General features: G+C 63.0%; 20 protein-coding genes and 1 pseudogene. 4 read left to right on the plus strand and 17 right to left on the minus strand.

All coding sequences use genetic code 11. The features are described from left to right. Nucleotides 1-134: 134 nt before the first annotated feature. Nucleotides 135-1,703 (minus strand): hypothetical protein, encoded by a 1,569-nt coding sequence (locus tag OKW40_RS36155; protein ID WP_184117220.1) that lies wholly within the window; start codon nt 1,701-1,703, stop codon nt 135-137. Nucleotides 1,704-2,440: 737 nt separating this feature from the next. On the opposite strand from OKW40_RS36155, the pseudogene OKW40_RS36160 reads away from it, so the two are divergent. Next, nucleotides 2,441-2,621 (plus strand): annotated as a pseudogene (locus tag OKW40_RS36160) (DDE-type integrase/transposase/recombinase); the annotation flags it as partial. A 512-nt stretch (nt 2,622-3,133) separates the two neighbouring features. Beyond that, nucleotides 3,134-4,030, plus strand: coding sequence for a cation:proton antiporter (locus tag OKW40_RS36165; RefSeq protein WP_429493749.1), 897 nt, complete (start codon nt 3,134-3,136; stop codon nt 4,028-4,030). Here the strand turns inward: OKW40_RS36165 and OKW40_RS36170 are convergent. Continuing rightward, on the minus strand, nt 4,011-5,237 hold the full coding sequence (locus tag OKW40_RS36170; protein ID WP_429491916.1) for an ISL3 family transposase: 1,227 nt from the start codon (nt 5,235-5,237) through the stop codon (nt 4,011-4,013). The two genes, OKW40_RS36165 and OKW40_RS36170, sit on opposite strands and share 20 nt — an antisense overlap. A 109-nt stretch (nt 5,238-5,346) precedes the next feature. Between OKW40_RS36170 and OKW40_RS36175 the strand changes: the two genes are divergently transcribed. Next, nucleotides 5,347-5,730: a cation:proton antiporter gene (locus OKW40_RS36175; RefSeq protein ID WP_429493750.1), complete on the plus strand. Its 384-nt coding sequence runs from the start codon at nt 5,347-5,349 to the stop codon at nt 5,728-5,730. Nucleotides 5,731-5,799: 69 nt separating this feature from the next. Here the strand turns inward: OKW40_RS36175 and OKW40_RS36180 are convergent, their stop codons facing one another. The 15 genes from OKW40_RS36180 to OKW40_RS36250 form a co-directional block, all read right to left on the minus strand. Next, the gene (locus tag OKW40_RS36180) at nt 5,800-6,411 is read right to left on the minus strand and encodes a universal stress protein (RefSeq protein ID WP_429493751.1); all 612 of its coding nucleotides are present in this window, start codon (nt 6,409-6,411) and stop codon (nt 5,800-5,802) included. 1 nt (nt 6,412) lies between these two features. After that, nucleotides 6,413-7,126 (minus strand): two-component system response regulator KdpE, encoded by a 714-nt coding sequence (gene kdpE / locus OKW40_RS36185; protein ID WP_429493752.1) that lies wholly within the window; start codon nt 7,124-7,126, stop codon nt 6,413-6,415. Beyond that, nucleotides 7,123-9,951 (minus strand): sensor histidine kinase, encoded by a 2,829-nt coding sequence (locus OKW40_RS36190; RefSeq protein ID WP_184068339.1) that lies wholly within the window; start codon nt 9,949-9,951, stop codon nt 7,123-7,125. Before OKW40_RS36190 ends, kdpE begins: the two co-directional genes overlap by 4 nt. A gap of 76 nt (nt 9,952-10,027) precedes the next feature. Further along, complete coding sequence (gene kdpC, locus OKW40_RS36195) at nt 10,028-10,612, minus strand: potassium-transporting ATPase subunit KdpC (protein ID WP_429493753.1); 585 nt, start codon at nt 10,610-10,612, stop codon at nt 10,028-10,030. 19 nt (nt 10,613-10,631) lie between these two features. Beyond that, a complete protein-coding gene (kdpB, locus tag OKW40_RS36200) occupies nt 10,632-12,788 on the minus strand; it encodes a potassium-transporting ATPase subunit KdpB (RefSeq protein ID WP_429493754.1) in 2,157 nt (718 codons plus the stop codon). A 13-nt stretch (nt 12,789-12,801) separates the two neighbouring features. Next, nucleotides 12,802-14,610: a potassium-transporting ATPase subunit KdpA gene (kdpA, locus tag OKW40_RS36205; protein ID WP_184068349.1), complete on the minus strand. Its 1,809-nt coding sequence runs from the start codon at nt 14,608-14,610 to the stop codon at nt 12,802-12,804. Next, entirely contained in the window at nt 14,607-14,702 is a 96-nt protein-coding gene (gene kdpF / locus OKW40_RS36210) for a K(+)-transporting ATPase subunit F (RefSeq protein WP_311734925.1), read from the minus strand. The genes kdpA and kdpF overlap by 4 nt, the downstream gene beginning before the upstream one ends. Before the next feature lie 431 nt (nt 14,703-15,133). Continuing rightward, nucleotides 15,134-16,066, minus strand: coding sequence for a malonate decarboxylase subunit epsilon (mdcH, locus tag OKW40_RS36215; protein ID WP_429493755.1), 933 nt, complete (start codon nt 16,064-16,066; stop codon nt 15,134-15,136). Further along, entirely contained in the window at nt 16,066-16,764 is a 699-nt protein-coding gene (locus OKW40_RS36220) for a malonate decarboxylase holo-ACP synthase (RefSeq protein ID WP_429403275.1), read from the minus strand. Before OKW40_RS36220 ends, mdcH begins: the two co-directional genes overlap by 1 nt. Beyond that, nucleotides 16,764-17,585 carry a biotin-independent malonate decarboxylase subunit gamma gene (mdcE, locus tag OKW40_RS36225; protein WP_429493756.1) on the minus strand — a complete coding sequence of 274 codons (822 nt, stop codon included), beginning with the start codon at nt 17,583-17,585 and terminating at the stop codon, nt 16,764-16,766. Before mdcE ends, OKW40_RS36220 begins: the two co-directional genes overlap by 1 nt. Continuing rightward, a complete protein-coding gene (locus OKW40_RS36230; protein WP_429493757.1) occupies nt 17,582-18,466 on the minus strand; it encodes a biotin-independent malonate decarboxylase subunit beta in 885 nt (294 codons plus the stop codon). Before OKW40_RS36230 ends, mdcE begins: the two co-directional genes overlap by 4 nt. Beyond that, a complete protein-coding gene (locus tag OKW40_RS36235; RefSeq protein ID WP_184038621.1) occupies nt 18,463-18,786 on the minus strand; it encodes a malonate decarboxylase subunit delta in 324 nt (107 codons plus the stop codon). The genes OKW40_RS36230 and OKW40_RS36235 overlap by 4 nt, the downstream gene beginning before the upstream one ends. A 5-nt stretch (nt 18,787-18,791) precedes the next feature. Then, nucleotides 18,792-19,757 carry a triphosphoribosyl-dephospho-CoA synthase gene (locus OKW40_RS36240; RefSeq protein WP_429493758.1) on the minus strand — a complete coding sequence of 322 codons (966 nt, stop codon included), beginning with the start codon at nt 19,755-19,757 and terminating at the stop codon, nt 18,792-18,794. Between the two features lie 2 nt (nt 19,758-19,759). Next, the gene (gene mdcA, locus OKW40_RS36245; protein ID WP_429493759.1) at nt 19,760-21,430 is read right to left on the minus strand and encodes a malonate decarboxylase subunit alpha; all 1,671 of its coding nucleotides are present in this window, start codon (nt 21,428-21,430) and stop codon (nt 19,760-19,762) included. 20 nt (nt 21,431-21,450) lie between these two features. Continuing rightward, nucleotides 21,451-22,221: a GntR family transcriptional regulator gene (locus OKW40_RS36250; protein ID WP_184068364.1), complete on the minus strand. Its 771-nt coding sequence runs from the start codon at nt 22,219-22,221 to the stop codon at nt 21,451-21,453. A gap of 205 nt (nt 22,222-22,426) precedes the next feature. Between OKW40_RS36250 and OKW40_RS36255 the strand changes: the two genes are divergently transcribed. Continuing rightward, nucleotides 22,427-23,725 (plus strand): MFS transporter, encoded by a 1,299-nt coding sequence (locus OKW40_RS36255; protein ID WP_176078874.1) that lies wholly within the window; start codon nt 22,427-22,429, stop codon nt 23,723-23,725. Nucleotides 23,726-23,727: the final 2 nt, after the last annotated feature.

Below are 23,727 nucleotides of genomic sequence, written 5' to 3' on the forward strand. Positions count from 1 at the left end.
CCTTGAACCGACGACGTTGCAACGCACGAGGATAAGGAACAACTACAGCCTCCTTGATGCGACCCGTCGACCGATGCCTTGTCGAGACCGTGTAACTCTCATGCGTCGTGGTCGTCTAAGGTCCATATTTGAGCTCAACGGGGACGCAGTTCATAGAGCCGATGTTCAGGTAAAGTCGCAACGAGTTGCCAACCATCAAGCGTCTCGGGTAGGCGCCGGTACGGGTCGAGCACCGCAAGATAGACCGTCGTAAACCGGCTTTGAAGGTCCGGAAAACGATCCAGCAGTTCAGTCGACCACGCGCGCAACATGGCGCCATTTGCTAAGACATTCGGTTTCCGGGTAGAGCTGTCGTCCTGGAACTCCCTCAATGCTACGTTCTCGCTCCGGTAAAGCACGGGTTGCTGGCCCGCTTTGAGATACAAATCCGGCACGAGAACGCCATTCACTGTTGCGAGCGCCACCACCTTGTCCAAATATGGGTTCCAGCGGTGGGGGTCTTTCCATGGAGACCGGTCGGCGGTGTCTTGCTTGTACTGGAACAAGACGGAACCGGCCTTCAGAGACGCGAACGTAGTGCGGTAAGCCTGAATGACAGGACTGTCGCCCCGCCAGTCCTCAGTCACAGTCACGATCCGGAAAACAAAGACAAGCGTGAGAGCGAGTGCGCCGACTCGTTGGAGACGTGGCGCCACCGAATGTCGTATGCCAACCAGCGCAGTCAGCAAAAACGCGAAGCTGATCCCACATCGCTCGATCACACCGTAGGAAGCAAACGCGTCAAACGGTGCGAGCAGGACTACCAGCGGAAGTGAAAACACGGTTATCCGGAACTCTGGCTCGCACGTCCACCATCTCATAACGAGACCGATGACCACGAACAGGCTCAAACCCGCCACGATCGCCACATCGCCTGCACGATTTCCCACTGAGAAGACATCGATGCAGAAAGCGAGCTTCGAAAGTACGTGGATAAGGCCGAAGTGGGTTGACCCATGAAGGCCGCCGGTGCTGCTGTGGATCAACAGTGCAAGGGGGAGCAGCAACGGAACAAAGCTCGCGGCCGCGTGGCGAGCCAGTGAATGAATCGAGACCTTCCCCTCCCGAAGAAGACAGCCAAGTTCCCACGTGCCTGCGACCAGAGCGAAAACGGCGAGCGGAAACAGATGGCAAAAATAGATGACAAGGGCACTACAGCACGAAACCAGGATCCGCGCGAGGGTGGCCCGGCGCAACGCCACGTGCGCGGCGATCGCCCAAAAGGAAATGCCAAGACCAAACAGAAAGTTATCGTAGCCGCGTATCAGTATCCAGTTATAGAGCAGCAGGAAGCTGATAAACGGTAACCATGACCAGCGGCCATTGGCAACACGGCTCAACACCAGGCAGCCCGATGTCAATAGCCCGAGTTCAACGAGGGTAAACAGCCAGGCGGCCCATTCTACCGGTATGAGCTTCGTGAACCACGGGAGGGCCAGATCCATGGCAAGGTCAGGCACGGCATCCCACTGAACGACAAAATTTCTAGCATACGATGCCGGATGAGAAAGGATATCGAGCCGGACGATATTGTAAAAGTGTTGCCCAAGAGGAGGATATGGCGTGACGAGGAATGGCACCGACGCAACCACGGTCGCAATAAGCCATACACCCCACAGACGCACAGGCGAAATGCCAGTGTTCATCAGGCTTCTGATAGTCATCAAAAACCTCGGAAGGTTGATCTGGAACCATCCGCGCAAGGTATTCTCGATTTGTTCAGTTAAACGAAAGATACATTGCTTACGGAAGATGTCGCGCAGCTGAATCAGTGGCCGCTTTCGATCTCATCGTGCTATATGTCACTTTTTTGACGAGTATACGCGCGCCAATGTAACCATTTGTTCGTCACCTCACACAAAGACGAAGACATTCCTTCGGGTCTCGCTCACAAAGGCACTGGGAGGTTCTCGGACAGGCGCAGGTAGAGTCAGGCAATAAAGCAGACGAAATCGATTTATCGGTCACCGGCTCCCCGACGTCGTCGTCAGCTGTGCCGTTCGCTGGTATTACCAGTTCCGCCTCAGCCTGCGCGACATCGTAGAACCAAACGATTATCACCGGGCAAAATACCTTCGCGGGCCTGTCGCACTGAGGCGTTGGCAAAGCGAATTGGCAATTTCGCTTGGCTCTGTTCGGAAGGGTCCGAATTTCCATGCTGTGGGCAAGAGCTGGCGCATGGACGAGACCTACGGTACGCCCAGCCAACGTAGCCTGCCTGCAAGGGGGTGAAGTTGCTTGAGCATGTTTGGAATGCAAAACCCGGAGAAGTTGTCGTTGCAGTACCGGGGTATGCCCTTTCTCTGCTGCGAGAGAAAGTGAGCCGAAGCGGCGGTGACTTGCTGACACTGGCAAGGTGACGAAGTCCGTGGGAAACGGGCTTGCGGCGAAGCGGTTACCCGACCAGGATCACCGCGCCATCAAACGTGTCATCAAGCCGATGATGGGCTTCAAGAGTTTCCGGTTTGCGCGCATCATTCTGTCCGGCATCGAGGTGATGCACATGATTCGCAAAGGGGCAGATGCAGCACGATGGCGACACCACAACCGCTGCCGAGCAATTCTATTCGCTGGTCATATAAGCAATCCTCTTCATATCAAATCCGATCGCACTGACTTCCTTATCGCGACAAAACCCATCCTGCAACGTCGATAGACTGCGCTGCCCTTCGACTACCGAATCGGTCATTACTTGACGGTGAACGCGTGTGATGGCCCTGTGTGCAGCGCCTACTCGAGGTTTTGCAACCTATCCCGCCTCGTATTTCAGTTATCCATCCGGAGATGCTGTCGCCAATCGCTGGGACGGTGCCCCGCCTCGACGAACGCCGTTGCAACGAACTCTTTGTGCCGATCGTGGAGAGCAGCTCAAGGGACCAACCGGACGATACGGATAGAGCCCGCACGACCGACCGGAGACGGTCGGCGGTGCTTCCCTCACCGAACGCCGTGCGGAAGAAAGGAACGGTCGCGTCTGCGGCGATCCGACGTCAGCGTCTCGAATATACTTCTATGCGCATGGCACCGACACGTGTCGGCGAGATCAAGATAGCAGTGGCAAAAGCCCCTTTTCTCTTTCGACCGGACCGTCCGAATGGACTTTAACATTGGGCTCTTCGAACTGCTGTTGCTCGTTTCGGCACTGGTGGCCATGCTAGTCCGGCGCTTGCATATGCCGTATAGCGTTGGTCTCGTTATGGCTGGAATCAGCTTCTCTTTCCTGGCCTCTTCCAGCTTCCCAGATATTCCCCTCACCAAGGATTTCATCTACGACGTACTGCTGCCGCCGCTCATTTTCGAGGCGGCGTTTCACATGAGGTGGGGCCAGGTACGCCGAGATTTCGTCGTCGTCCAGACATTAGCGGTCCTTGGGGTGCTCCTGTCAGCTGGCGTGACGGCAGCAGGCATGCATTTCCTGTTGCATTGGGAATGGATCAGCGGGCTGCTTTTCGGCACGTTAATAGCCGCTACGGATCCCGTCTCCATCCTTGCCACTTTCAAGGAAGCGGGTGTCACAGGCCGCTTCAGGCATTTGATGGAGGCCGAGAGTCTGTTCAATGACGGGACCGCGGCGGCAGCGTTTCGGGTCACGCTGGCCTTTGTCGCCGGCACGCACGTCGGCCTTGTCGAAGTACTCAAGATCTCGGGCGTGGTGCTTCTCGGTTCGGTGTTTTGCGGTTTGCTGATCGGCAACGCAGTGCTATCGCTGCTGCACCGCACCGACGATCACCTCGTCGAGATCACCTTCGCGATGATCGCGGCCTATGGGTCGTTTCTGCTAGCCGAGAACCTTCACCTGTCCGGCGTATTGGCCACGCTGATAGCGGGCCTCGTGATGGGAAAGCGGAACACGAGCGACGCGATGACGAAGAGAGGCCGGGAAGCCGTCGAGGTCGTGCTTGAGTACACGGTATTTGCGGCGAATTCGTTCATCTTTCTGGCTCTTTTGAAAATGGAGTGGGTAACGGCCTTCAGCAGGCATGCGAGTTGAACGCGGAGAAGTCGAGTTTGCCAGCAATAAGAAAGAGGACCGTACGCATGGTCTCGAAGCGAGTATATCCACGGGCTTTGCGTTTGGCGGCCTGAAACAGGCCGTTGATGGCCTCGATGAAGCCGTTGGTCTGGCGGGTCTGGGTCCAGGCGACGATGCCGTCGAAGTGCCGGCGAATCATTCGCGCCACCTCCTTCATTGATTCGACCTTGGAGCGCATGACATTGGTGCACCACTGCTGCAACATCTCGGAGACGACGTTGATTTGCCGGCGCTCGAGAATCTCACGCAATTGCTCGCGATACAGCCATGCCCGCGCCGTTCGCTTCGTCGCGTACTGCCTGACGAGGGCTTCGAGGTCGGTCAATTGGGCCAGGTTGAGCTTGTCCGGGTCTTTGAGCAGCGTCCAGCGCATGCCTTTAAGTTCCGGGTCGACTTTCTGTTGTTGTCGGCGCACCGTATCGAGGGCTTTTGATGCATGTGCGACGACGTGAAATTTGTCGAACGTGATTCGGGCATCGGGCAGATGTTCATTGACACCCTTGATGAAAGCCGGCGACATGTCGATGCTGACCGAGTCGACCTGTTCGGGCTTGCCACCGTGTTGGCCCAGATAGGCCGCGAAGCGTTCAATCGTGCCGGCATCCTTGCCGGTCGTGACGAACACGACCCGCCGCGCCTGCATATCGGCGACCAGTGTCAGATACTCATGGCCGCGCCGGTACGAGGTTTCGTCAATCGCCACCGTCGTCACGTCCGACAGGTCCGCCGACGCGAGCGCCAGTTCCACATAGCGCGAGCAGATGGCGTGAACCCGGTGCCACGACAGGTTGACGATGCGCGCCACGGCGGCAAACGGCATCTGCTGAGCGAGCATCAGCACCAGCGCCTCGAACAGCAAGGTGAAGCCGCTGAGCTGGCCGACCCAATCCGGTTCCACCAGCCGCACCGAGCCATCGGGCAAGCGCACACGCGGCACCCGGACCTCCAGATAGCATTCGTGCTGGAAGAAATTCAGGTGGCGCAGTCGTTTGATTTGCGTGTCATGCACCGGGTGCTCGTCGGCTACGCCAGGATAGGCAAAGCGGCTGCCTGCAACAAAATCCACGGTAATTGTGAGCTGCCGTTTGGCCGTGTCAAAGTCGACAGCTTGCACGTACCACGGCGCCTTGATTCCCAAGGCGGCTTCAAACAGTTGATTGGTCATTTGCTTCGTCTTGCGTGGCTGGTTGCCGCATTCTGCCGCAACCAGCCACGCTCCAGCTTATCTGTTTCACACGCGTCAAGGGTTCGCTGCGCCGGGCTCACGCCCGCCCTTGACTCGCCAGACCACCCACTCGAAATTCAAAAGAGGCATCTTTCTTTTCATTGGAGTTCAGCAGGCGCGCAGGGAATACGACACCGTGTGGCTATCGATCGGGATCGCCATCATGGTCGTGATGCTGGGGCGTGCCGTGGCTGTGTACCCGTGTTGCATGCTCTTCTCGCGCTCGTCGCTGCAGATCGAGGTGCGGCATCAACATATCCTGTTCTGGGGCGGGCTACGCGGTGCCTTGGCCTTGGCGCTCGCGATGGGATTGCCGCCCGGACTACCACGGCGCGAAGAAATCATTACCGTGTGTTTTGCCGTGGTTGCTTTTTCAATCTTCGTTCAGGGCGCCACGATGACGCCGCTACTAAGGCGATTGGGTGTCGTTTAAAGATGCGGGGCCTCAAAAGTTTCATGCACGCCTGCTTTTCATCCTCATCGTTGCGCTCACGCATGCAGTCTAGTGAACCATGGTTACCGGCCTGGTAGTCACGCGCCACAACCCGGCGAGCATGGTCAGTCTGCGAAAGAAACCGAAATGGCTGGCGTCGATCACGACGACATCCGGTTGAGTCTTTGCAGCATAGGCGGCAATGGCTCTTGCGCCGTGCCCGAACACCCGCTTCCATTTGTACGGAACGCCTGCATCCTCAAGGACTGAGCATGTCTGGATCAGCGCGTCGAGCATTATGTGCTTCTCATGGCGACGCAGCGCGCTGCGCGAGTGAAACGCTGCCGCACGCCCTTCGTCAATAGGCTCAAGCACTTCAAGCAGTTCGACTTCGGACACGCAGTGTTCCAGATACAGAAATGCGGCGTGTCGGGCAGCCTGTACGGCACCGCCGCTATCGACTACGGGGATCAGCAACCGTAACATTGAGCACTCCGATTTCGGCCAGCAGACCGACTTTGACACTTCCATTTCAGCACAGAGCGTGTCAATGCGTTGCAAAACTATACGCAGGACATGTAAAAATCCCGTCAACGCGACGTCTCGAACGCGGTGCAAACATGACGGCGGCACTTCTGGGCGCAATTTCCCACTGAATCGACGCTTCAGTGCGGATTGCATGCTACTGCCCCTGATAGTCGTTCGCTCCGACCAGTCTGTAGCCTACGCCAGTCTCCGTGATGATGTACTCTGGTTGCGCCGGATCACGTTCGAGTTTCTGGCGCAGGTGCCCCATGTAGACTCGCAAATAGTGGTCATTATCAGCGTGCGTTTGGCCCCACACCTCCTGAAGTAGCTGTCGACGCGTCAGCACCCATCCTGCGCGTGACACAAGCGCCGACAGTAGCCGGTATTCGATCGGGGTGAGATGGACGAACTGGCTGTCGCGCGTTACCCTCCGTTCCGCAAGATCGATCGTGACAGCGCCGAAATGCACTTTGGTCGACCCCGTCCTGCCGCCGCAGGTTCGCCGCCGCAGGTGGGCGCGGATTCGCGCAGTCAGTTCCGGCAATCCGAACGGCTTGGTCAGGTAGTCATCGGCCCCAGCGTCGAGCGCCGCGACCTTATGCTCCTCCCGGGTTCGCGCCGTCAGCACGAGCACCGGCACAGTGGACCAGCTACGCAGTTCCCGAATCACGTCAATGCCGTCCATATCCGGCAAACCAAGATCGACGATGACGAGATCAGGCCGCCGTGTTGCGGCTTGCGCCAGCCCTTGCTCCCCCGTTTCGGCATCAAAGACCGTCATGCCATCCGCTTCCAGTGCCGTGTGAACGAAACGACGGATGTGCTTGTCGTCTTCAATCAGAACGACGGTGACCGTCGGCTCGCTCATGGTTTTGCCGGATCGACGGCCGGTGCCGGGAAGGTGCCCCCTGTTGACGCCGCCTGCTCTCCATCGTCGGGCCATAGCTCTGCGGGTGGCGCTTCGGCCGGCGGGGTCTCATCGGCGGGCAGCATGAACCAGAAGCGCGCGCCAATGATCTTACCCATTGTGCCGGTACGATTCTCGGCCCCGATCCTGCCGCCATGCGCCTCGACAATGGCACGGCAGATCGCGAGGCCAAGACCTATCCCGGCCTTCGCCGATTCTTTCTCGCCGCGCGTGAACTTGTCGAACACGCGCGTCTCCATGCCCGGCGGCAGGCCGGGCCCGCTATCGTCGACGCAGACCTTCACATATTTCCGGCCGCCATCATGGGCCGGCGTGGCATCGATCGTGAGCGGCGTCCCCGGTGGCGTGTACTTCGCCGCGTTCTCGAAGAGATTCACAAAGAGCCGCTCCATCAGCACCGCATCAAGCTGCAGCAGTGGCAGATCAGGCGGTACATGCACCTGGACCGGGCGCCCGGCGAGCGTACGCCGGCAAGCGCCGAGGGCCGCGCCGACGACCTCCTCGAGCATCGACCATTGCCGGTTCAGGCGCACGCCACCCGCTTCGAGGCGTGCCATGTCGAGCAGGTTCGTGACAAGACCATTCATCCTGAGCGCCTCCTCGTGGATTGCGTCGACGACTTCGCTGGTCGTTCTCGCAGGCACACCGCTTTTGTCCTGTTCGGCAAGCATCGACGCGAATCCGACGATTGCGGTCAGTGGCGTGCGCAGGTCGTGTGAGATCGCCGACAGCAGGGAGTTGCGCAGTCGCTCGGACTCCATGTTGATGAGCGCGTCCTGCGCGATTTCCACGTAGTGAACGCGTTCGAGCGCCAGCGCAATCTGGGCGGCGAACGCATCGAGCATCCGCTGCTGCTCTGGACTCGCCAGATCCGAAGTCTGCTCCGATACCATCGCGAGCACGCCGCGCGTACGCATCGGTGCCTTTAGCGGCAGGTACAGCGCGTCCGTGGCGGGCAGCGTATCCGTGCCACGTCCGGCAGGTTTTTGCTGGTCATACACCCATTGACCGATATCGAGGTCGAGCGCTTGTGCGTCCAGCATGACAGCAGGGTTAGGCTCTTCGACTTTCTGCCAGATCTTCTCTGCGCTGTCCGGCAGCAGGATCGCGACGCGCGCGTGAAACACTTCGCCGACGTGCCGCGTACCGATCTCGATGATCTGCCCGGTCGTCAGCGCCGCGCCCAGTTCACGTGACATGGCGTACATCGCACTGGTGCGCCGTTCGCGCATGGTCGCGATGTGCGCCTGACGGCGCAGGCTCGACGTCAGATGACTGATTGTCAAGGAAGTCAGCAGCATCACGAAGAAGGTCAGCACGTATTGCGTGTCCGAAACCGCGAATGTCATCTGCGGCGGTACGAAGAAGAAATCGAACGCCGCCACGCTGAGGAACGACAGCAGCACGCCCGGCCCGCGGCCGAGTCGCGCGGCCGCGAAGATCACGCCGAGCAGATACAGCATCACCAGGTTCGCCAGAGCGATATGGTGGAGAAAGGCTGACGCAACGACTGTGATTCCTCCGCAGATTGCCAGGGCGTAAAAATAGCTTTGCGGCTTCAAGCGCCCGCCGCCTCCGGGCGCCACAGCAAAGCTCGGAGCACCGGCTCGCATATTCCGGCCCTCACGCTCCGGGGCCGCGCTCATCAGCGTGACGTCGATGTCGCGCGCGTTCTGCACGAGTTGCTCGCCGACCGGCGGCACGATCAGCCGCCGCCAGCGTCCCCGCGCTGACGCGCCGGCAACCAGCCTGGACACATTGCGCATGCGGGCGTAAGCAACGAGCGTTTGTGCGGCGTCAGTCCCGTCGAGCGTGGCAGTTTCGGCCCCGAGTTCGGCGGCGAGCTTCAGCGCATCGAGCGTTCGTTTGCGCAAGTCGTCCGGCATGCGCTGCAGTTTCGGCGTCTCGACATACACGGCTATCCAGTCGGCCTTGATGCTCGTGGCGAGCCGCGAAGCGGCGCGCACCAGCACTGGCGCTTCCGGCCCCGGTCCGACGCACACAATGAGCCGCTCGCGTGCCTGCCAGATACGCTCAATAGACTGGTCGGCGCGATACTCACGCATCTGCGCATCGACGCGATCCGCGGTACGGCGCAGCGCCAGTTCGCGCAGCGCAATCAGGTTGCCCTTGCGAAAGAAGTTACGCACGGCATGCTCGGCCTGCTGGGGCAGGTAGACCTTGCCGTCTCGCATCCGGTCGAGCAGCTCTTCGGCGGGCAAGTCGACTAGTGTGACCTCGTCGGCGCCATCGAACACCCGGTCGGGGACAGTTTCCCAGACCCGGATACCCGTGATCTGACCGACAATATCATTGAGACTTTCGAGATGCTGGACGTTGACCGTCGTGTAGACGTCGATGCCCGCGTCGAGGAGTTCGTGGACGTCTTGCCAGCGCTTCAGGTGCCGCGCGCCCTGCACGTTCGAGTGCGCGAGCTCGTCGACGAGGATGAGTTTTGGCCTGCGGGCGAGCGCGGCGTCGATGTCGAACTCGGAGAGCTGGTGGCCGCGATATTCGTGGCGCGCGAGCGGCAGTATCTCGAGACCATCCAGCAGCGCGATGGTTTCCTTGCGGCCATGGGTCTCGATGATCCCGACAACCACATCGGCGCCTTCTTCCTGCTGCCGCCGGGCGGCCTGCAGCATCGCAAACGTCTTCCCCACGCCCGCTGACGCGCCAAAGAAGACCTTCAGGCGGCCACGCTGCTGTTTCTCTTTATCCCGCTGGATCCTATCCAGAAGTTCGTCTGGGTCGGGGCGGTCCATCGAGTGTCTCCCATAAACGGCCGGCGGCAGACGTCAGACCCGCCCACCTTCCCGCCAGACGCACGTTGGCAGCACATCATCCGTGCATGGGTTTGAGGTCGTCGAGCGCGAGGTTGAGCTTGAGCACATTGACGCGCGCTTCGCCAAAAATGCCGAACTGCCGCCCGGACGTAGAGCGGGCAACCAGCTCGGTGACCTGGTCGGTCGTCAGCCCGCGGGCCTTGGCAACGCGTGCGGTCTGATAGGCCGCCGCAGCGGGACTGATCTCGGGATCGAGACCGCTGGCTGAGGACGTCACAAGATCCACCGGTACCGGTTGCGACATGTCGGTGCCCGCTGCCTTCAAGGCATCGATGCGACCTTTGATTTCGTCAGCGAGTGCGGGGTTGGTCGGACCAAGGTTCGAGCCGCCCGAGTTTTGCGCGTTGTAAGGGTTCGGTGTGGTCGCCGACAGGCGTCCCCAGAAATAGTACGGTGCGTCGAACTGCTGGCCGATCACGGCGGAGCCCACGGCCTTGCCGTTGTGCTCAATCAGGCTGCCGCTCGCCTGGTGTGGAAACGCCATACGTCCGATGGCCGTCACAACAATCGGATAAATGCCCCCCGCGATCACGGTCAGTACGACGAACAGCACAAGTACGGGGCGAATCAGGTTTTTCATGATGTTTGCGCTCTTTGTGTCAAACCCAGCCAAACGCGGACATGATCATGTCGATCAGCTTGATGAACGGAAACGGGAGCAGAATTCCGCCGAGCCCATAGACCAGCAGGTTGCGGCGCAACAGTGGGGCAGCCCCCAGCGGTCGGTACTTCACACCCTTGAGCGCAAGCGGGATCAGCGCCACGATGATCAGCGCATTGAAGATCACTGCCGACAGGATTGCCGAAGCCGGCGAACTCAGATGCATCACGTCGAGCACCCGCAACTGCGGATAGGTCGTCGCGAACGCCGCCGGGATGATCGCGAAATACTTCGCGACGTCGTTGGCAATCGAGAATGTCGTGAGCGACCCGCGTGTCATCAGCATCTGCTTGCCGATCTCGACAATCTCGATCAGTTTCGTCGGGTTGGAGTCGAGGTCGACCATGTTGCCGGCTTCCTTGGCCGCCTGCGTGCCCGTATTCATGGCCACCGCGACGTCGGCCTGCGCGAGTGCGGGGGCATCATTGGTACCGTCGCCGGTCATCGCGACGAGGCGTCCTTCACCCTGATGCGTGCGGATGATCGTGAGCTTCGCCTCCGGCGTGGCTTCGGCGAGGAAATCGTCGACGCCCGCTTCGGCCGCGATCGCCGCGGCGGTCAGCCGGTTGTCGCCGGTGATCATGATGGTCTTGATGCCCATCTGGCGCAGTTCGGCGAAACGTTCCTTGATACCGCCCTTGACGATGTCCTTCAGTTCGATCACACCCAGCACGCGCGCTACGTCGCCGAGTTTTTCCGCCACCACGAGCGGTGTGCTGCCACGTCGCGCGACATCCGTCACGGCGCTCTCGACCTCGGATGCAAACTGCCCGCCGTGCATTTCGACATAGTGCTTGATCGCTTCTGCCGCGCCTTTGCGGATCTCGCGGCCCGGCGCCCCGGAGGAAGTCCCCTTGGGGGACAGGTCGACGCCGCTCATCCGCGACTGCGCGCTGAACGCGAGGAAGGTCGCGTGCAACGAGTTCATATCGCGCTCGCGGATGTTGAAACGCTGCTTCGCGAGCACAGTGATGCTGCGGCCTTCCGGCGTCTCGTCGGCAAGCGACGACAGCTGTGCGCCATCGGCGAGCGCTTCCTCCGTGACGCCCGGTGCCGGTATGAAGGCCGAGGCCTGACGGTTGCCGAGCGTAATCGTGCCGGTCTTGTCGAGCAGCAGCACGTCTACGTCGCCGGCGGCTTCAACAGCACGGCCCGAGGTCGCGATCACGTTCGCCTGCATCATGCGGCTCATGCCCGCAACACCGATCGCCGACAGCAGGCCGCCGATCGTCGTTGGAATCAGGCACACGAGCAGGGCAACGAGCGCGGTGATCGTCACGACGTGGCCGGCTTTTGCCACTTCGACGGAGAACATCGAGAACGGCAGCAGCGTGGCGGTAGCGAACAGCAGAACCAGCGTCAGCGCGACCAACAGGATCGTCAGTGCAATTTCGTTCGGCGTCTTCTGACGCTTCGCGCCTTCGACCATCGCGATCATACGGTCAAGGAACGCTTCACCCGGGTTCACACTGACGCGTACGACGATCCAGTCCGACAGCACGCGCGTGCCACCCGTCACCGATGAAAAGTCGCCGCCCGACTCGCGGATCACCGGTGCGGATTCGCCGGTGATCGCCGATTCGTCGACCGACGCCACCCCTTCGATCACTTCGCCGTCGGCCGGGATCACGTCACCTGTCTCGACCAGAACGACGTCGCCGCGGCGCAGATCGTTCGCGGCCATGATGCGGATCGGCGCTTTCGGATGCGGCTCCTGCAGCTTTTTTGCCACCACATTGTGTTTGGCGCTGCGCAGCGACGCGGCCTGGGCCTTCGAACGGCCTTCGGCCAGCGCTTCGGCAAAGTTCGCAAAGAGCACCGTGAACCACAGCCACAGCGCGATCGCGAGGATGAACCCCGCAGGCGCCTCGGCCTGGCCGGCGAGCGCAGCAAACCACAGGATCGTCGTCAGGATGCTGCCGACATAGACGCAGAACATCACCGGGTTGCGCAGCTGGGTACGCGGCGCAAGCTTTCTGAATGAATCGACGAGCGCCGGCCTGACAATCGCCGGATCGAACATCGACCGGGCCGCAGTGCGTGCCTGACCGATATTGCCCGGCTGATGGACAGGCGGTTGGGTACGGGTAGTCATGCTTTCCTCGCAATCAGTGACCCGAGATCATGATCAGGTGCTCGACGACCGGGCCGAGGGCAAGCGCCGGCACATAAGTCAGTGCACCAACGAGCACCACGGTGCCAAGCAGCAGCACAACGAACAGCGGACCGTGAGTCGGCAAGGTACCGGCGGTAACGGCAATGCGCTTCTTGTCAGCGAGCGAACCGGCGATGGCCAGCACAGGGATGATCGATCCGAAGCGGCCGAACCACATGGCGATCGCGAGCGTTACGTTGTAGAACGGCGTGTTGACCGAAAGACCGGCGAATGCGCTGCCGTTGTTGTTCGCGGCGGAGCTGTAGGCATACAGGATTTCGGAGAAGCCGTGTGGACCGGGGTTGGCGATTCCGGCCACGCCAGCAGCCGTCAGGACGCCGGCCGACGCACCGACCAGTACGAGCAATGGCGTGAGCAGCACAGCGATGGAGACCATCTTCATCTCATACGACTCGATCTTCTTGCCGACATACTCTGGCGTGCGGCCGATCATCAGGCCGGCGACGAATACCGCAAGCAGCGCGAACACGAGCATGCCGTACAGACCGGAACCAACCCCGCCGAAGATCACTTCGCCGAGCTGGATCAACAATAGCGGGACCAGCCCGCCGATCGGCGTGAGCGAATCGTGCATGTTGTTGACCGCACCGCATGACGCTGAAGTCGTCGCGACCGTGAAGATCCCCGACTGCGCGATACCGAAGCGCGTCTCCTTGCCTTCCATGTTGCCGCCCGGCTGCAAGGCGGACGCGGTTTGATCCACATGCAGCGAGGCAAGCAGCGGATTGCCGCCCTGCTCGGAGGAAATCTCCACCCAGCAGGCGGCCGCGAAGGCGATCGTCATCGCGGCGAGGATGGCGTATCCCTGGCGCTGGTCGCCTACCATCCGGCCGAACACAAGGCACAACGCCGCAGGAATGACGAGCATCGCGATCATCTGCACGAAGTTCGCGAACGGCGTCGGGTTTTCATACGGGTGCGCGGAGTTGGCGTTAAAGAAGCCGCCCCCATTGGTGCCGAGCATCTTGATCGCTTCCTGTGACGCGGTCGGTCCCATCGCGATGGTCTGCCTGTCGGCCTTGTTGTCGACCATGACCGGATTGCCCTTCGCATCCTTCACCGGGTTGCCCTGGGCATCGGTCCTGGGCGTCTGGTAGGTCGTGACCTGCAGCGTGGCGACGTCCTTGTATGACTCGAAATTCTGGATCGCACCCTGGCTGATGAATACGAGCGCGATGACCGTCGCGAGCGGCGCGAGGATGTAAAGCGTGATGCGCGTGAGGTCGACCCAGAAGTTGCCGATGGTTTTCGTCGTATGGCGTGCAAAGCCGCGGATCAGCGCTACGACGACGGCAATACCGGTGGCGGCCGAAAAAAAGTTCTGAACGGCTAACGCGGCCATCTGCGTCAGGTAGCTGACGGTCGACTCCGGCGTGTAATTCTGCCAGTTCGTATTGGTCACAAAGCTGATGGCCGTATTGAATGCAGCGTCGGGGGTCATCGGACCGAAACCCTGCGGGTTTGCCGGCAGCCATTGCTGGAGGCGCAGGAATCCGTACACGACCAGCGCGCCGAGCGCATTGAAAACGATCACGGCGAGGGCATAGTGCGTCCATGCCATTTCGGCTTCGGGATTGACGCCAGCGAGCTTGTATAACACCCCCTCCAGCGGCCTTCCGATACGCCGCACGACCACGGACGAGCCGTCAAGCACGCTGGTCATGTAGCGGCCAAGCGGAATCGCGAGCGCGATCAGCACGACGATATAAAGTCCTGTCTGGAACAGGTTATTGGCGTTCATTCGAGGGCCTCCGCTCGCAGCAGGGCGTACACGAGGTAGACAAACAGTATGAGCGTCGACACTGCGGCGAGCCACGTCATCCAGGAAGTCACGGACGGCCTCCGGGGGCGCGGCGGAGCTTGTCGCAGCCGACCGCAAGCGCTGCGACCAGCCCCCCGAATGCGGCGATGGCGATGAGGTAAACCAGATCCATGACGATGCCCTCCCATGACGGATCTTTCCAGGATCAAGCCTAGGAAAAAGGGCGTAAACGCCGTGGTAAGACCACGTGCTGGGGTATAAAAAACATGTAAACGGGACCCGGTTCTCGCCTCGAAGGAACACCAGTCAAGGCGATCTGCGCGATGCGCGTCCTCCCCGGGTTCGGCGTCAGCCGTTTGTGCAGATCCGGACTGCGTCAGGCGCATGCAGCTCTTTTCTCCGGGCGCGCCGAAGCAGCATGGACCAGACGCGACCTTTATCTGTCTGAGGCTGTCGGAATGATTCTTCTGAGCGGAGTTCGCACACCGCAAAGCACACCCCGTCAGCCACGCTCCAACCGCCTGCGTACCGTCCCCACCAACCTGTCAAACGGCAATGTACTCGCAGCCAGCGCACTGACCTCAGAAAAATTCTCCCTCACGATATCTGTCAACACCTGCCCCGGCGGCGCCTCGACCAGCACCTGCGCGCCCATTTCCTGCATCACGGTCAGCGCATCGAACCAGCGCACGGTGTAACGCATATTGGTCGCAAGATCCTCGCGAATCGCATCGGCCGTATATAACGGGCGTCCACCGCGATTGCCGATATAAACACCGCGCGGTCTTTCAAAATGCAACGTGCGCGAGTACGCCAGCAGTTCGTCGCTCGCACGCGCGAGCAATTCGCAATGCGAGGGCACGCTGACCGCGAGCCGCGTGGCCTTGCGCGCGCCGGCCGCGAGCGCGCGTTCGATGAACCCGTCGAGCGCATCGTCCGCGCCGGCCATCACGATCTGGCGCGGTGCATTGACGTTGCCGATATACACGCGTTGCCGTTGCTCTGCGGCCTGCTGTGCAACGAGCGTTTCCGCCTGCTGCTCGCTCAAGCCGGAGACGGCCGCGAGACCATAGCCCGCCGGATAAGCAGTTTCCATCAGCTCGGCGCGTCGCTGCACCATCTTCAGCGCGTCGCGGAACGCCACCGCGCCACAACTGACCGCCGCCGCATACGCGCCGATCGACAGTCCCGCGCTGATCTCCGCCGCCAATCCTTCATCGGCGAGCGCGCGCATGATCGCGACGCCCGCGACGGTCAAGCCCAGTTGCACCGCGACCGTCGAATCGAAAGCGTCGGCTGAGTCGAGCGTCAGCACGTCGATGCCAAGTGTGTCGGAGGCTTCAGCGAGCGTGTCCTGTACCGCGCGATGCTGCGGCAGTCGATGCAGAAAGCCTTCGCTCTGCGCACCCTGGCCGGGGAACAGAAGCGCGAGCATCAGGCAATGCCATTGTGAGCAACCGCCGCCCACGGATCGGCGATCAAGCGGGGGCCGCTCGCATCGCGGGCAAGCACGCGCGCCTTGCCCGCGGCCCATTCCGCGAGCGCCACGCCACCCGCGGGCGTTTCGAGTTGCGCATCGATGCGGATACCGATATGCGCCGCGAGCGTTTGCAGTTGCTCCAGCAAAGCACTCGCGACATTCAGCGCCAGCGGTTGCGGCACGCGGATCAACAGATCGAGGTCGCTCGTTTCGTTGACAGTCGGCACGTGCGTCGCCAGTTCAAAGCCGGTGCTGCCAATAGGTCCCCAAGCGAATCCAGCAAGCGGACCGCCCGAATCACGTTGCAACGAAAGCAGTGCAACGAACGAGGGCAATGCATCACGCCCAGCATCGGCTTGCGTCTGCGCGAGCGATTCCGGCGGCACGGCACCGACGATATCGTCCGCATGCACCCATGTGCCGTAGCGTTGCGCTCGCTTCGCACCGCGTACGCCGATCGCGACGAAACCATCAGCGGCGAGCGCGCGTCGGACGACCGCATACGGCGCGCGTTCGAACGCGTCGCGAACCCACGCTGGTTCATCATCGGGCGAGTCCAGCCGCCGCAAGCGCAGCAGATCATGCGGCCGCCACCGCGCGTCGCACGACGTGGCGTGCACGGTGGAGAAGGGCGCAGCCGCACACACGCGCATCACACGGCATCCCATTGTTCGGCAAGACGCCGCCGCACCTCGATCGACGCCGCGCGAGTCTGCCGCGCCGCCGCCGATTCCAGCCGACGCGCGAGCGTACGATCCCCCTCGCGCGCGCTGCGAATCTGCTCGACCAGCACCTTGCGCACGCGCTCGATCTGTGCCGCGTCGGGCGCGTCCGCGTCGATGCCTTCGATCAACTGATCGAGCAGCCCCAACTTCGCGAACGACGCCATCGAATACGACATCGGCACGATCGTGTCGCCGAGTTCGTCGAGTTCTTCGACCGTGCGGCGCGTGACGCGCGCGGCCGCTTCCTTGCCCATCGCGTGGACCATCGTGCCGGGCGCGTCGAGCGCGACGATGCGGTTCGCCTGATAGCCATGCGCGAGGAACGCGCCGGACATCGCCGGACCGACGATCAGCGCGATCACCGGATGGCCGGCGTCGCGCGCGCTCGCATAGGCGTCGACGGCGGCCGCGCAGGCGAGGTGGATGCCGAGCATTTCCTCGCGATAGCCGTACGCCTGGCTCTTCACGTCGACGATGGCGACGATCGGGCGGCGCGTGCCGGCGTCCACACCCGCATCCGCTTCGATCGCTTCACGCACCGCGCGCGCGAGTTGCCAGCCTTGTTCGAGCCCGACCACGTTGGTGGTCGCGCGCGGAAAACGGTTCACGGGATCGGGCACGACCGTGATGAAGCGCGCGGTGTCGCCGCCGAGCGGCGCATCGCCGCTCCAGACGGGCGCCGCGCTCGACGATTCGCCGGCAAGTGCATTGAACCAGCGCGCGCCGCGCGTGAGTGTTGTGTCGTTCATGCCTGCTCCTTGTTCGACGCATCGCGCCCTTGCGGGTTGTACACATCACGCAGCGTCTCGGGCGTGACGCTGGCCGGATCGATCCGCGCGAGCCGCTGCAAGAACGTGTCGACCTGCTCGCTGCGATGCGTGGCCGGCACGCCTTGCGCGAACGCGGCGCGTACGGCGGCGCGCACGGCCTCGGCATCGTCGTCGACGAGCGTGTCGGCGAGCGCGCTCGCGACGCGCTGCTCGCCGCCGATCAGTTGCCATACGCGGCGGCGATCGCTCGCATCGAGTTCTTCGATACCGGCTTCCTGCTCGATCACTTCAGGTCCGTTCATGCCGAGCCGTCCCTGCTTCGTCACGATCAGATACGAGCACAGCGCGGCCGCGAGCGACATGCCGCCAAAGCAGCCGACCATGCCCGCGATCACGCCGACCACCGGCACGCGCCGGCGCAGCGCGACGATCGCCGCCTGAATCTCGGCGATGACCGCAAGCCCAAGGTTCGCTTCCTGCAACCGCACGCCGCCGGTCTCGAACAGCACGACGGGGCGCACGAGCTTGCCACGCTCGCAGTCGCGTAGCGCCATCTCGAGCGCCGCGGCGATCTTGCTGCCCGACACTTCGCCGATGCTGCCGCCCTGGAACGCCGATTCGATCGCGGCGACTACGGCCGGTTCGCCGTCGATCGTGCCGCGCGCGATTACGCAACCGTCGTCGGCCTGGCAGACGATGCCCTGCAAGGGCAGCCACGGCGACCCGATGCGATCGAACGGTCCGAGCAGTTCGCGGAAGCTGCCCGCGTCGAGCACCGAGCGGGCGCGCTCGCGCGCGGGCAGTTCGATGAAGCTTTCGCGCAGCAGCGGCGCGCTATGTACGCTGGCGCTCGTGCTCATACGCTGTCTCCTTCCTCGGCCGCTTCGACCGCTTCGGCGAGCCGCAACGCGACCACGCCCGGCGTCGCGCCGAAGTCGTTGATCTCGATGTGCGCGGCGCCGTCGTAGCGCGTGAAGAAGCGGTCGAGCACGCTCTTCCAGATGTGGCTATAGCCGTCGACGCTGGTGCGCACCACCACGTGCGCGGCGAGCGCCGAACCCCCTGGATCGGCGGCGGCAGGCGACAGCAGCACTTCCAGATCGCCCGAGCCGACCACGCCGACGTGCGCGCGGGTCGTGACGGCGCGTTGCGCCGGATAGTCGAAGGTCAGATGTTCCATGAGGCTCAGCTCCGGCTGGCGTCGCGATGCGCCAGCATGTCGAGAAAGAGGGTGGCGGCGAGCAGATCGGCCGCGCCGCCCGGCGATGCGTTCAGCGACAGCAGTTCGCGTTCGAGCGCGTCGAGCGCGACGCGGCCCGCGGCTGTCGAACTGCCGCCCGCGTCGAGCACGCGCCGCGCTCCGCGCTGCCCCGCATGCAAGCCGGCGAGTCCCGCGCGATGCAGCAGGCAGGTATCGTCGAGCGTACTCATGATCGCGAGCAGCGCATCGATGCGCGCGGCGTTTTCGTCGAGGCCGCGCGCGCGGGCCGCGTGCAATGCCGGCAGACCGACGTCGAGCGCGTGCGGAAAGCCGTCCTGCGCTTCGCGCCGCGCGCCGCCGACCTGATAGCGTCGACGCGCGCGTTCGCCGTGGCTATCGGACGAAGCGGCGAAGCGGTCCGGGAAGCAGGCGATCTGCGCGGCCAGCGTGCAGATGCGCGAGGTATCGACACGGTTGGGATCGCCAGGTCTGTGCGCACGCACGGAGGAACTCGAAGCCGTTTCGAGCGCCACGCCCGCAACCAGCAAGCCGATGATCCAGATCGCGCCGCGATGCGCATTGCTCCCTCCCGTCGCCTGCATCATCTCCTGTTCGCCCGCGCGGCCGATCTGCGCGAGCTCGGCGCGCAGCAGCGCCGAGGGTTCGCCGCGGCGGCGCGCCGTGCGCGCCAGCGCCGCGAAGGTCGGTTCGAGCGCGTGCGCGGAGCGCCGCATGATCGCGAGATCGAGGTCGCGATGCGCGCCGCTGCCGCGCCGGTCGACGAGCGCGGGCTTCGGCGTGAGCTCCGCCTCGTCGATCAGCGCGGTGATCGCGTCGCGCGCGAGTTGCGCGTCTGAAAACGGCGCGACCGGCGACCTGCTACATGCATCGTGTAGGACCGAAGCATGCGGCGCGTCCAACCGTTCAGGAAGAACAGCAGCGGACGCCATCGTCACCAGCTCCGGAAGCGCGCGGGCGGCGCGTACAGTCCGCCCGACCACGTGACCAGATCGTCGATGCTGCGCGCCGCGAGCAGCGAACGCTTCGCGTCGCCGCGCCGGATGCCGAGATCTTCCGGATACGCGACGATGCCGCGCCGGCGCAATTCCGCGGTTTTCTCGGGCTTCGCGCGCAGACCGATCGGCGTGACACCGGCCACCGCCGCGACCGCCGCGCGCCGCTCGTCGATGCCTTCGGCCTTGTGCAGATGCGCGATGCCTTCCTCGGTGACCACATGGCTCACGTCGTCGCCGTAGATCATCACCGGCGCGATCGGCATGCCGTTTTTCGCGCCGACCGCGACCGCGTCGAGTTCATCGACGAAGGTCGGCTCGCCGCCTTTCTTGTACGTTTCCGCGAGTTGCACCACGAGCTTCTGGCCACGCGACACCGCGCCGTCGCCCTTCAACAGCTTCAGCCACGCCTCGCTCGAATGACGCCGGCCGCGCGGATCGTGGCCCATGTTCGGCGCGCCGCCGAAACCGGCGAGCCGTCCGCGCGTGACCGTCGACGAATTCGCGTCCGCATCGATCTGCAGCGTCGAGCCGATGAACAGGTCGACGCCGTATTGCCCGGCCAACTGACACAGCACGCGGTTCGAGCGCAGGCTGCCGTCGTTGCCGGTGAAGAACACATCGGGGCGCGCCTCGATATACGCCTCCATGCCGACCTCGCTGCCGAAGCAATGGATGCTGTCGACCCAGCCCGACTCGATCGCGGGGATCATCGTCGGGTGCGGATTGAGTGTCCAGTTGCGGCAGATCCTGCCCTTCAGACCGAGCGATTCGCCGTAGGTGGGCAGCAGCAGTTCGATCGCCGCGGTATCGAAGCCTATGCCGTGATTCAGCGACGTGACGCCATACGGCTGGTAGATGCCGCGTATCACCATCATCGCGGTCAGCACCTGCAAGTCGCCGATATGACGCGGATCGCGCGTGAACAGCGGCTCGACCGCGAACGGCCGGTCCGCCTGCACGACCACGTCGACCCACGAGCCCGGAATGTCGACGCGCGGCAATTCGTCGACGATCTCGTTGACCTGCACGATCACGATGCCGTGACGGAACGCGGCGGCCTCGGCGATCGTCGGCGTGTCCTCGGTATTCGGGCCGGTGTACAGATTGCCGTGACGGTCGGCCTTGTCCGCGCACAGCAGTGCAACGTGCGGCGTCAGGTCGACGAACATGCGCGCATACAGCTCGACATACGTATAGATCGCGCCGATTTCGAGCTGGCCGTCTTCGAGCAGTTGCGCGACGCGCAGACTCTGCGGCCCCGCGAACGAGAAATCGACCTTGTGCGCGATGCCGCGCTCGAACAGCGTCAAGTGCTCAGGACGACTGATGCTCGAAATCAGCAGATGCACGTCGTGCAGCTTGTGAGGATCGACCGTGGCGAGCGAGCGCGACAGGAAGTCGGCCTGCTTCTGGTTGTCGCCTTCGAGCGCGACGCGCTCGCCGGGCTGGATCAGCGTTTCGAGCGCATCGACGATGCGGTGCGTGGGCAGCACGCCGTCTTCGAGCCACGGCGCGATGGCCGCGAGGCGGCGATTCTTTTCGTCGCGCCGGGTCGTCCACGAGCGGGTAGTGGACCGCGATGCGGCGGCTTCGGCGGGGTGGTTCATCGGCTCGGTCATCGGTTCGATCAGCTCCCGGTGGTGACGCGCGGGCGTCGGCCGCGCGGCTTCGGTTGATGCGCAAGCGCTTCTTCGCGCGCGCGCTCGGTCAGGAAACGATGCAGAAGCTCGCCGGTGCCGAGCAGATGCGCGACCACCAGCGACTGCGCGGTCGCGATATCGCGGCGCTCGACGGCATCGAGCAGCGCGGCGTGCTCACTGTCGGACTCGCCCTTGTATGACGGCAAGCCGAACTTCAGGCGCAGATAGCGTTCGCCGCGCCGGTGCAGCAAGCCGATCATGTCCTCGAGCTGCGGCCGGCCGGCGGGCGCGTAGAGACACATATGAAACGCGGCATTGCGCGTGACGTATAGCGACGGATCCTCTTCGCGCTCGGCGGCGCGGCACAAGTCCCTGGCTTCGCGCAGCGTCGCGGCGGTGTGATGCGGAATCGCAAGGCCGAGCGCAAGACTTTCGAGCGCCGAGCGGATCTCGTAGATCTCGCGCGCTTCGTTGGCGGACAGCGGCGCGACGCTCGCGCCTTTATGGACCGCCGCGCGTGCCCAGCCCTCGCTTTCGAGCTGGCGCAGCGCCTCACGCACGGGAATCGCACTGACCGAGAAATGCCGGGCAATCGCGTCCTGGCGCAGCGGGGCGCCAGGCGCGAGCGTGCCGTCGACGATCGCCGCGCGCAGCGCCTCAGCAATCATGTGCGAGGTGCTTTCGCGCGGCGCGGCGGCCGGAAGAAACGAACCGGACATGGCGGCGTCCAGGGGAAAACCTTCAGTTGCGTCGGTCATGGTATCAAATATTATATATGAAAAGACGCGCATTTCGGCGCGGGCAAACCCGGAAGTCTTGAACCACATTCCAGGCAGGTGCTCGCGCCGTCCTCTGAATGAGTTGTACGAGGACATCGCCGATCAATCAACGTCGTCGAGCCATCCCCAAGCGCGCCCGTCCCTTTCTTCGTTACGTTCAACTATCGTAGGCCGGAGGAGCATGATGAATACAGTAACCGACCGACGAGCGGTCGCGCGTCAGCGCACACCGCTCAATCGTTCGCAGATCGCAGGGTTCTGGGGAGCGTGGGCCGGCTGGACGCTCGACGGCATGGACTCGTTCATTTACGCGCTGGTGCTCACGCCCGCGCTGACCGAGCTGTTGCCGCGTTCGGGCTTCGCGGCGACGCCGTCGAATGTCGGCCTCGCGGGATCGATCCTGTTCGCGCTGTTTCTGGTCGGTTGGGGACTGTCGTTCATCTGGGGACCGCTCGCCGATCGCTTCGGCCGCACCAAGGTGCTCGCCGCCACCATCTTCACGTTCGCGATTTTCACCGGGCTCGCCGCGACCTCGACCAATGTGTGGCAGCTCGGTATTTTTCGCTTCATCGCGGGCGTCGGGATCGGCGGGGAATGGGCGCTCGCGGGCACCTACGTTGCCGAGGCCTGGCCGGAGGATCGTCGCAAAATGGGCGCCGGTTATCTGCAGACCGGCTACTACGCGGGCTTCTTCCTCGCGGCTGCGCTCAATTACACGGTCGGCGTGCATTTCGGCTGGCGCGCGATGTTCCTGACCGGCGCGGTACCGGTCGTCGTCGCGATTCTGATTCTGCTGCGCGTGAAGGAGCCGGAGAAGTGGCAGAAAGCCGACGCAAAGACGGTGCGCGTGAAGCCGTTGCGCGAGATCATGGGGCCGGCTTACCGGCGTCGCACATGGGTCGCGTGCATTCTGCTGACGATCGCGATCATCGGGCTGTGGGCGGGCGCCGTCTACGAGCCGTCCGCGGTGATCCAACTGGCGGCGCGCGCCGGCATGTCCAAGGGCGATTCGATTCGCACCGCGTCGCTCGCGACCGGCTTGCTGTCGATCGGCACGATCCTCGGTTGTCTCGCGCTGCCGCCACTGGCCGAGCGCATCGGCCGCAAGATGACGCTCGCGGTGTACTTCGCGGGGATGGCGGTGTCGATCGCGGCGAGCTTCGGTTGGGCGTTCTATCTGCCGAACGGGCTCGCGCCGTTCATCGCGTGGCTGTTCGTGCTGGGCTTTTTCGGCGGCAACTTCGCGTTGTTCAGCCTGTGGCTGCCCGAGCAGTTCGAAACCCGCGTACGCGCGACGGCGTTTGCGTTCTGCACGTCGTTTGGACGCTTCGTCGGCGCCGGCGTCAACTTTCTGCTCGGCGCGGCGGTGCTGCATATGCAGACGCTCGGCGTGCCGATCGCGTTGACCGCGCTCGTGTTCGTGCTCGGCCTGTTCGTGATTCCGTTCGCGCCGGAGACGAAGGGCGAGACGCTGCCGCAGTAAGA

The organism is Paraburkholderia sp. RAU6.4a (assembly GCF_050435625.1).
Lineage (GTDB): Bacteria > Pseudomonadota > Gammaproteobacteria > Burkholderiales > Burkholderiaceae > Paraburkholderia > Paraburkholderia tuberum.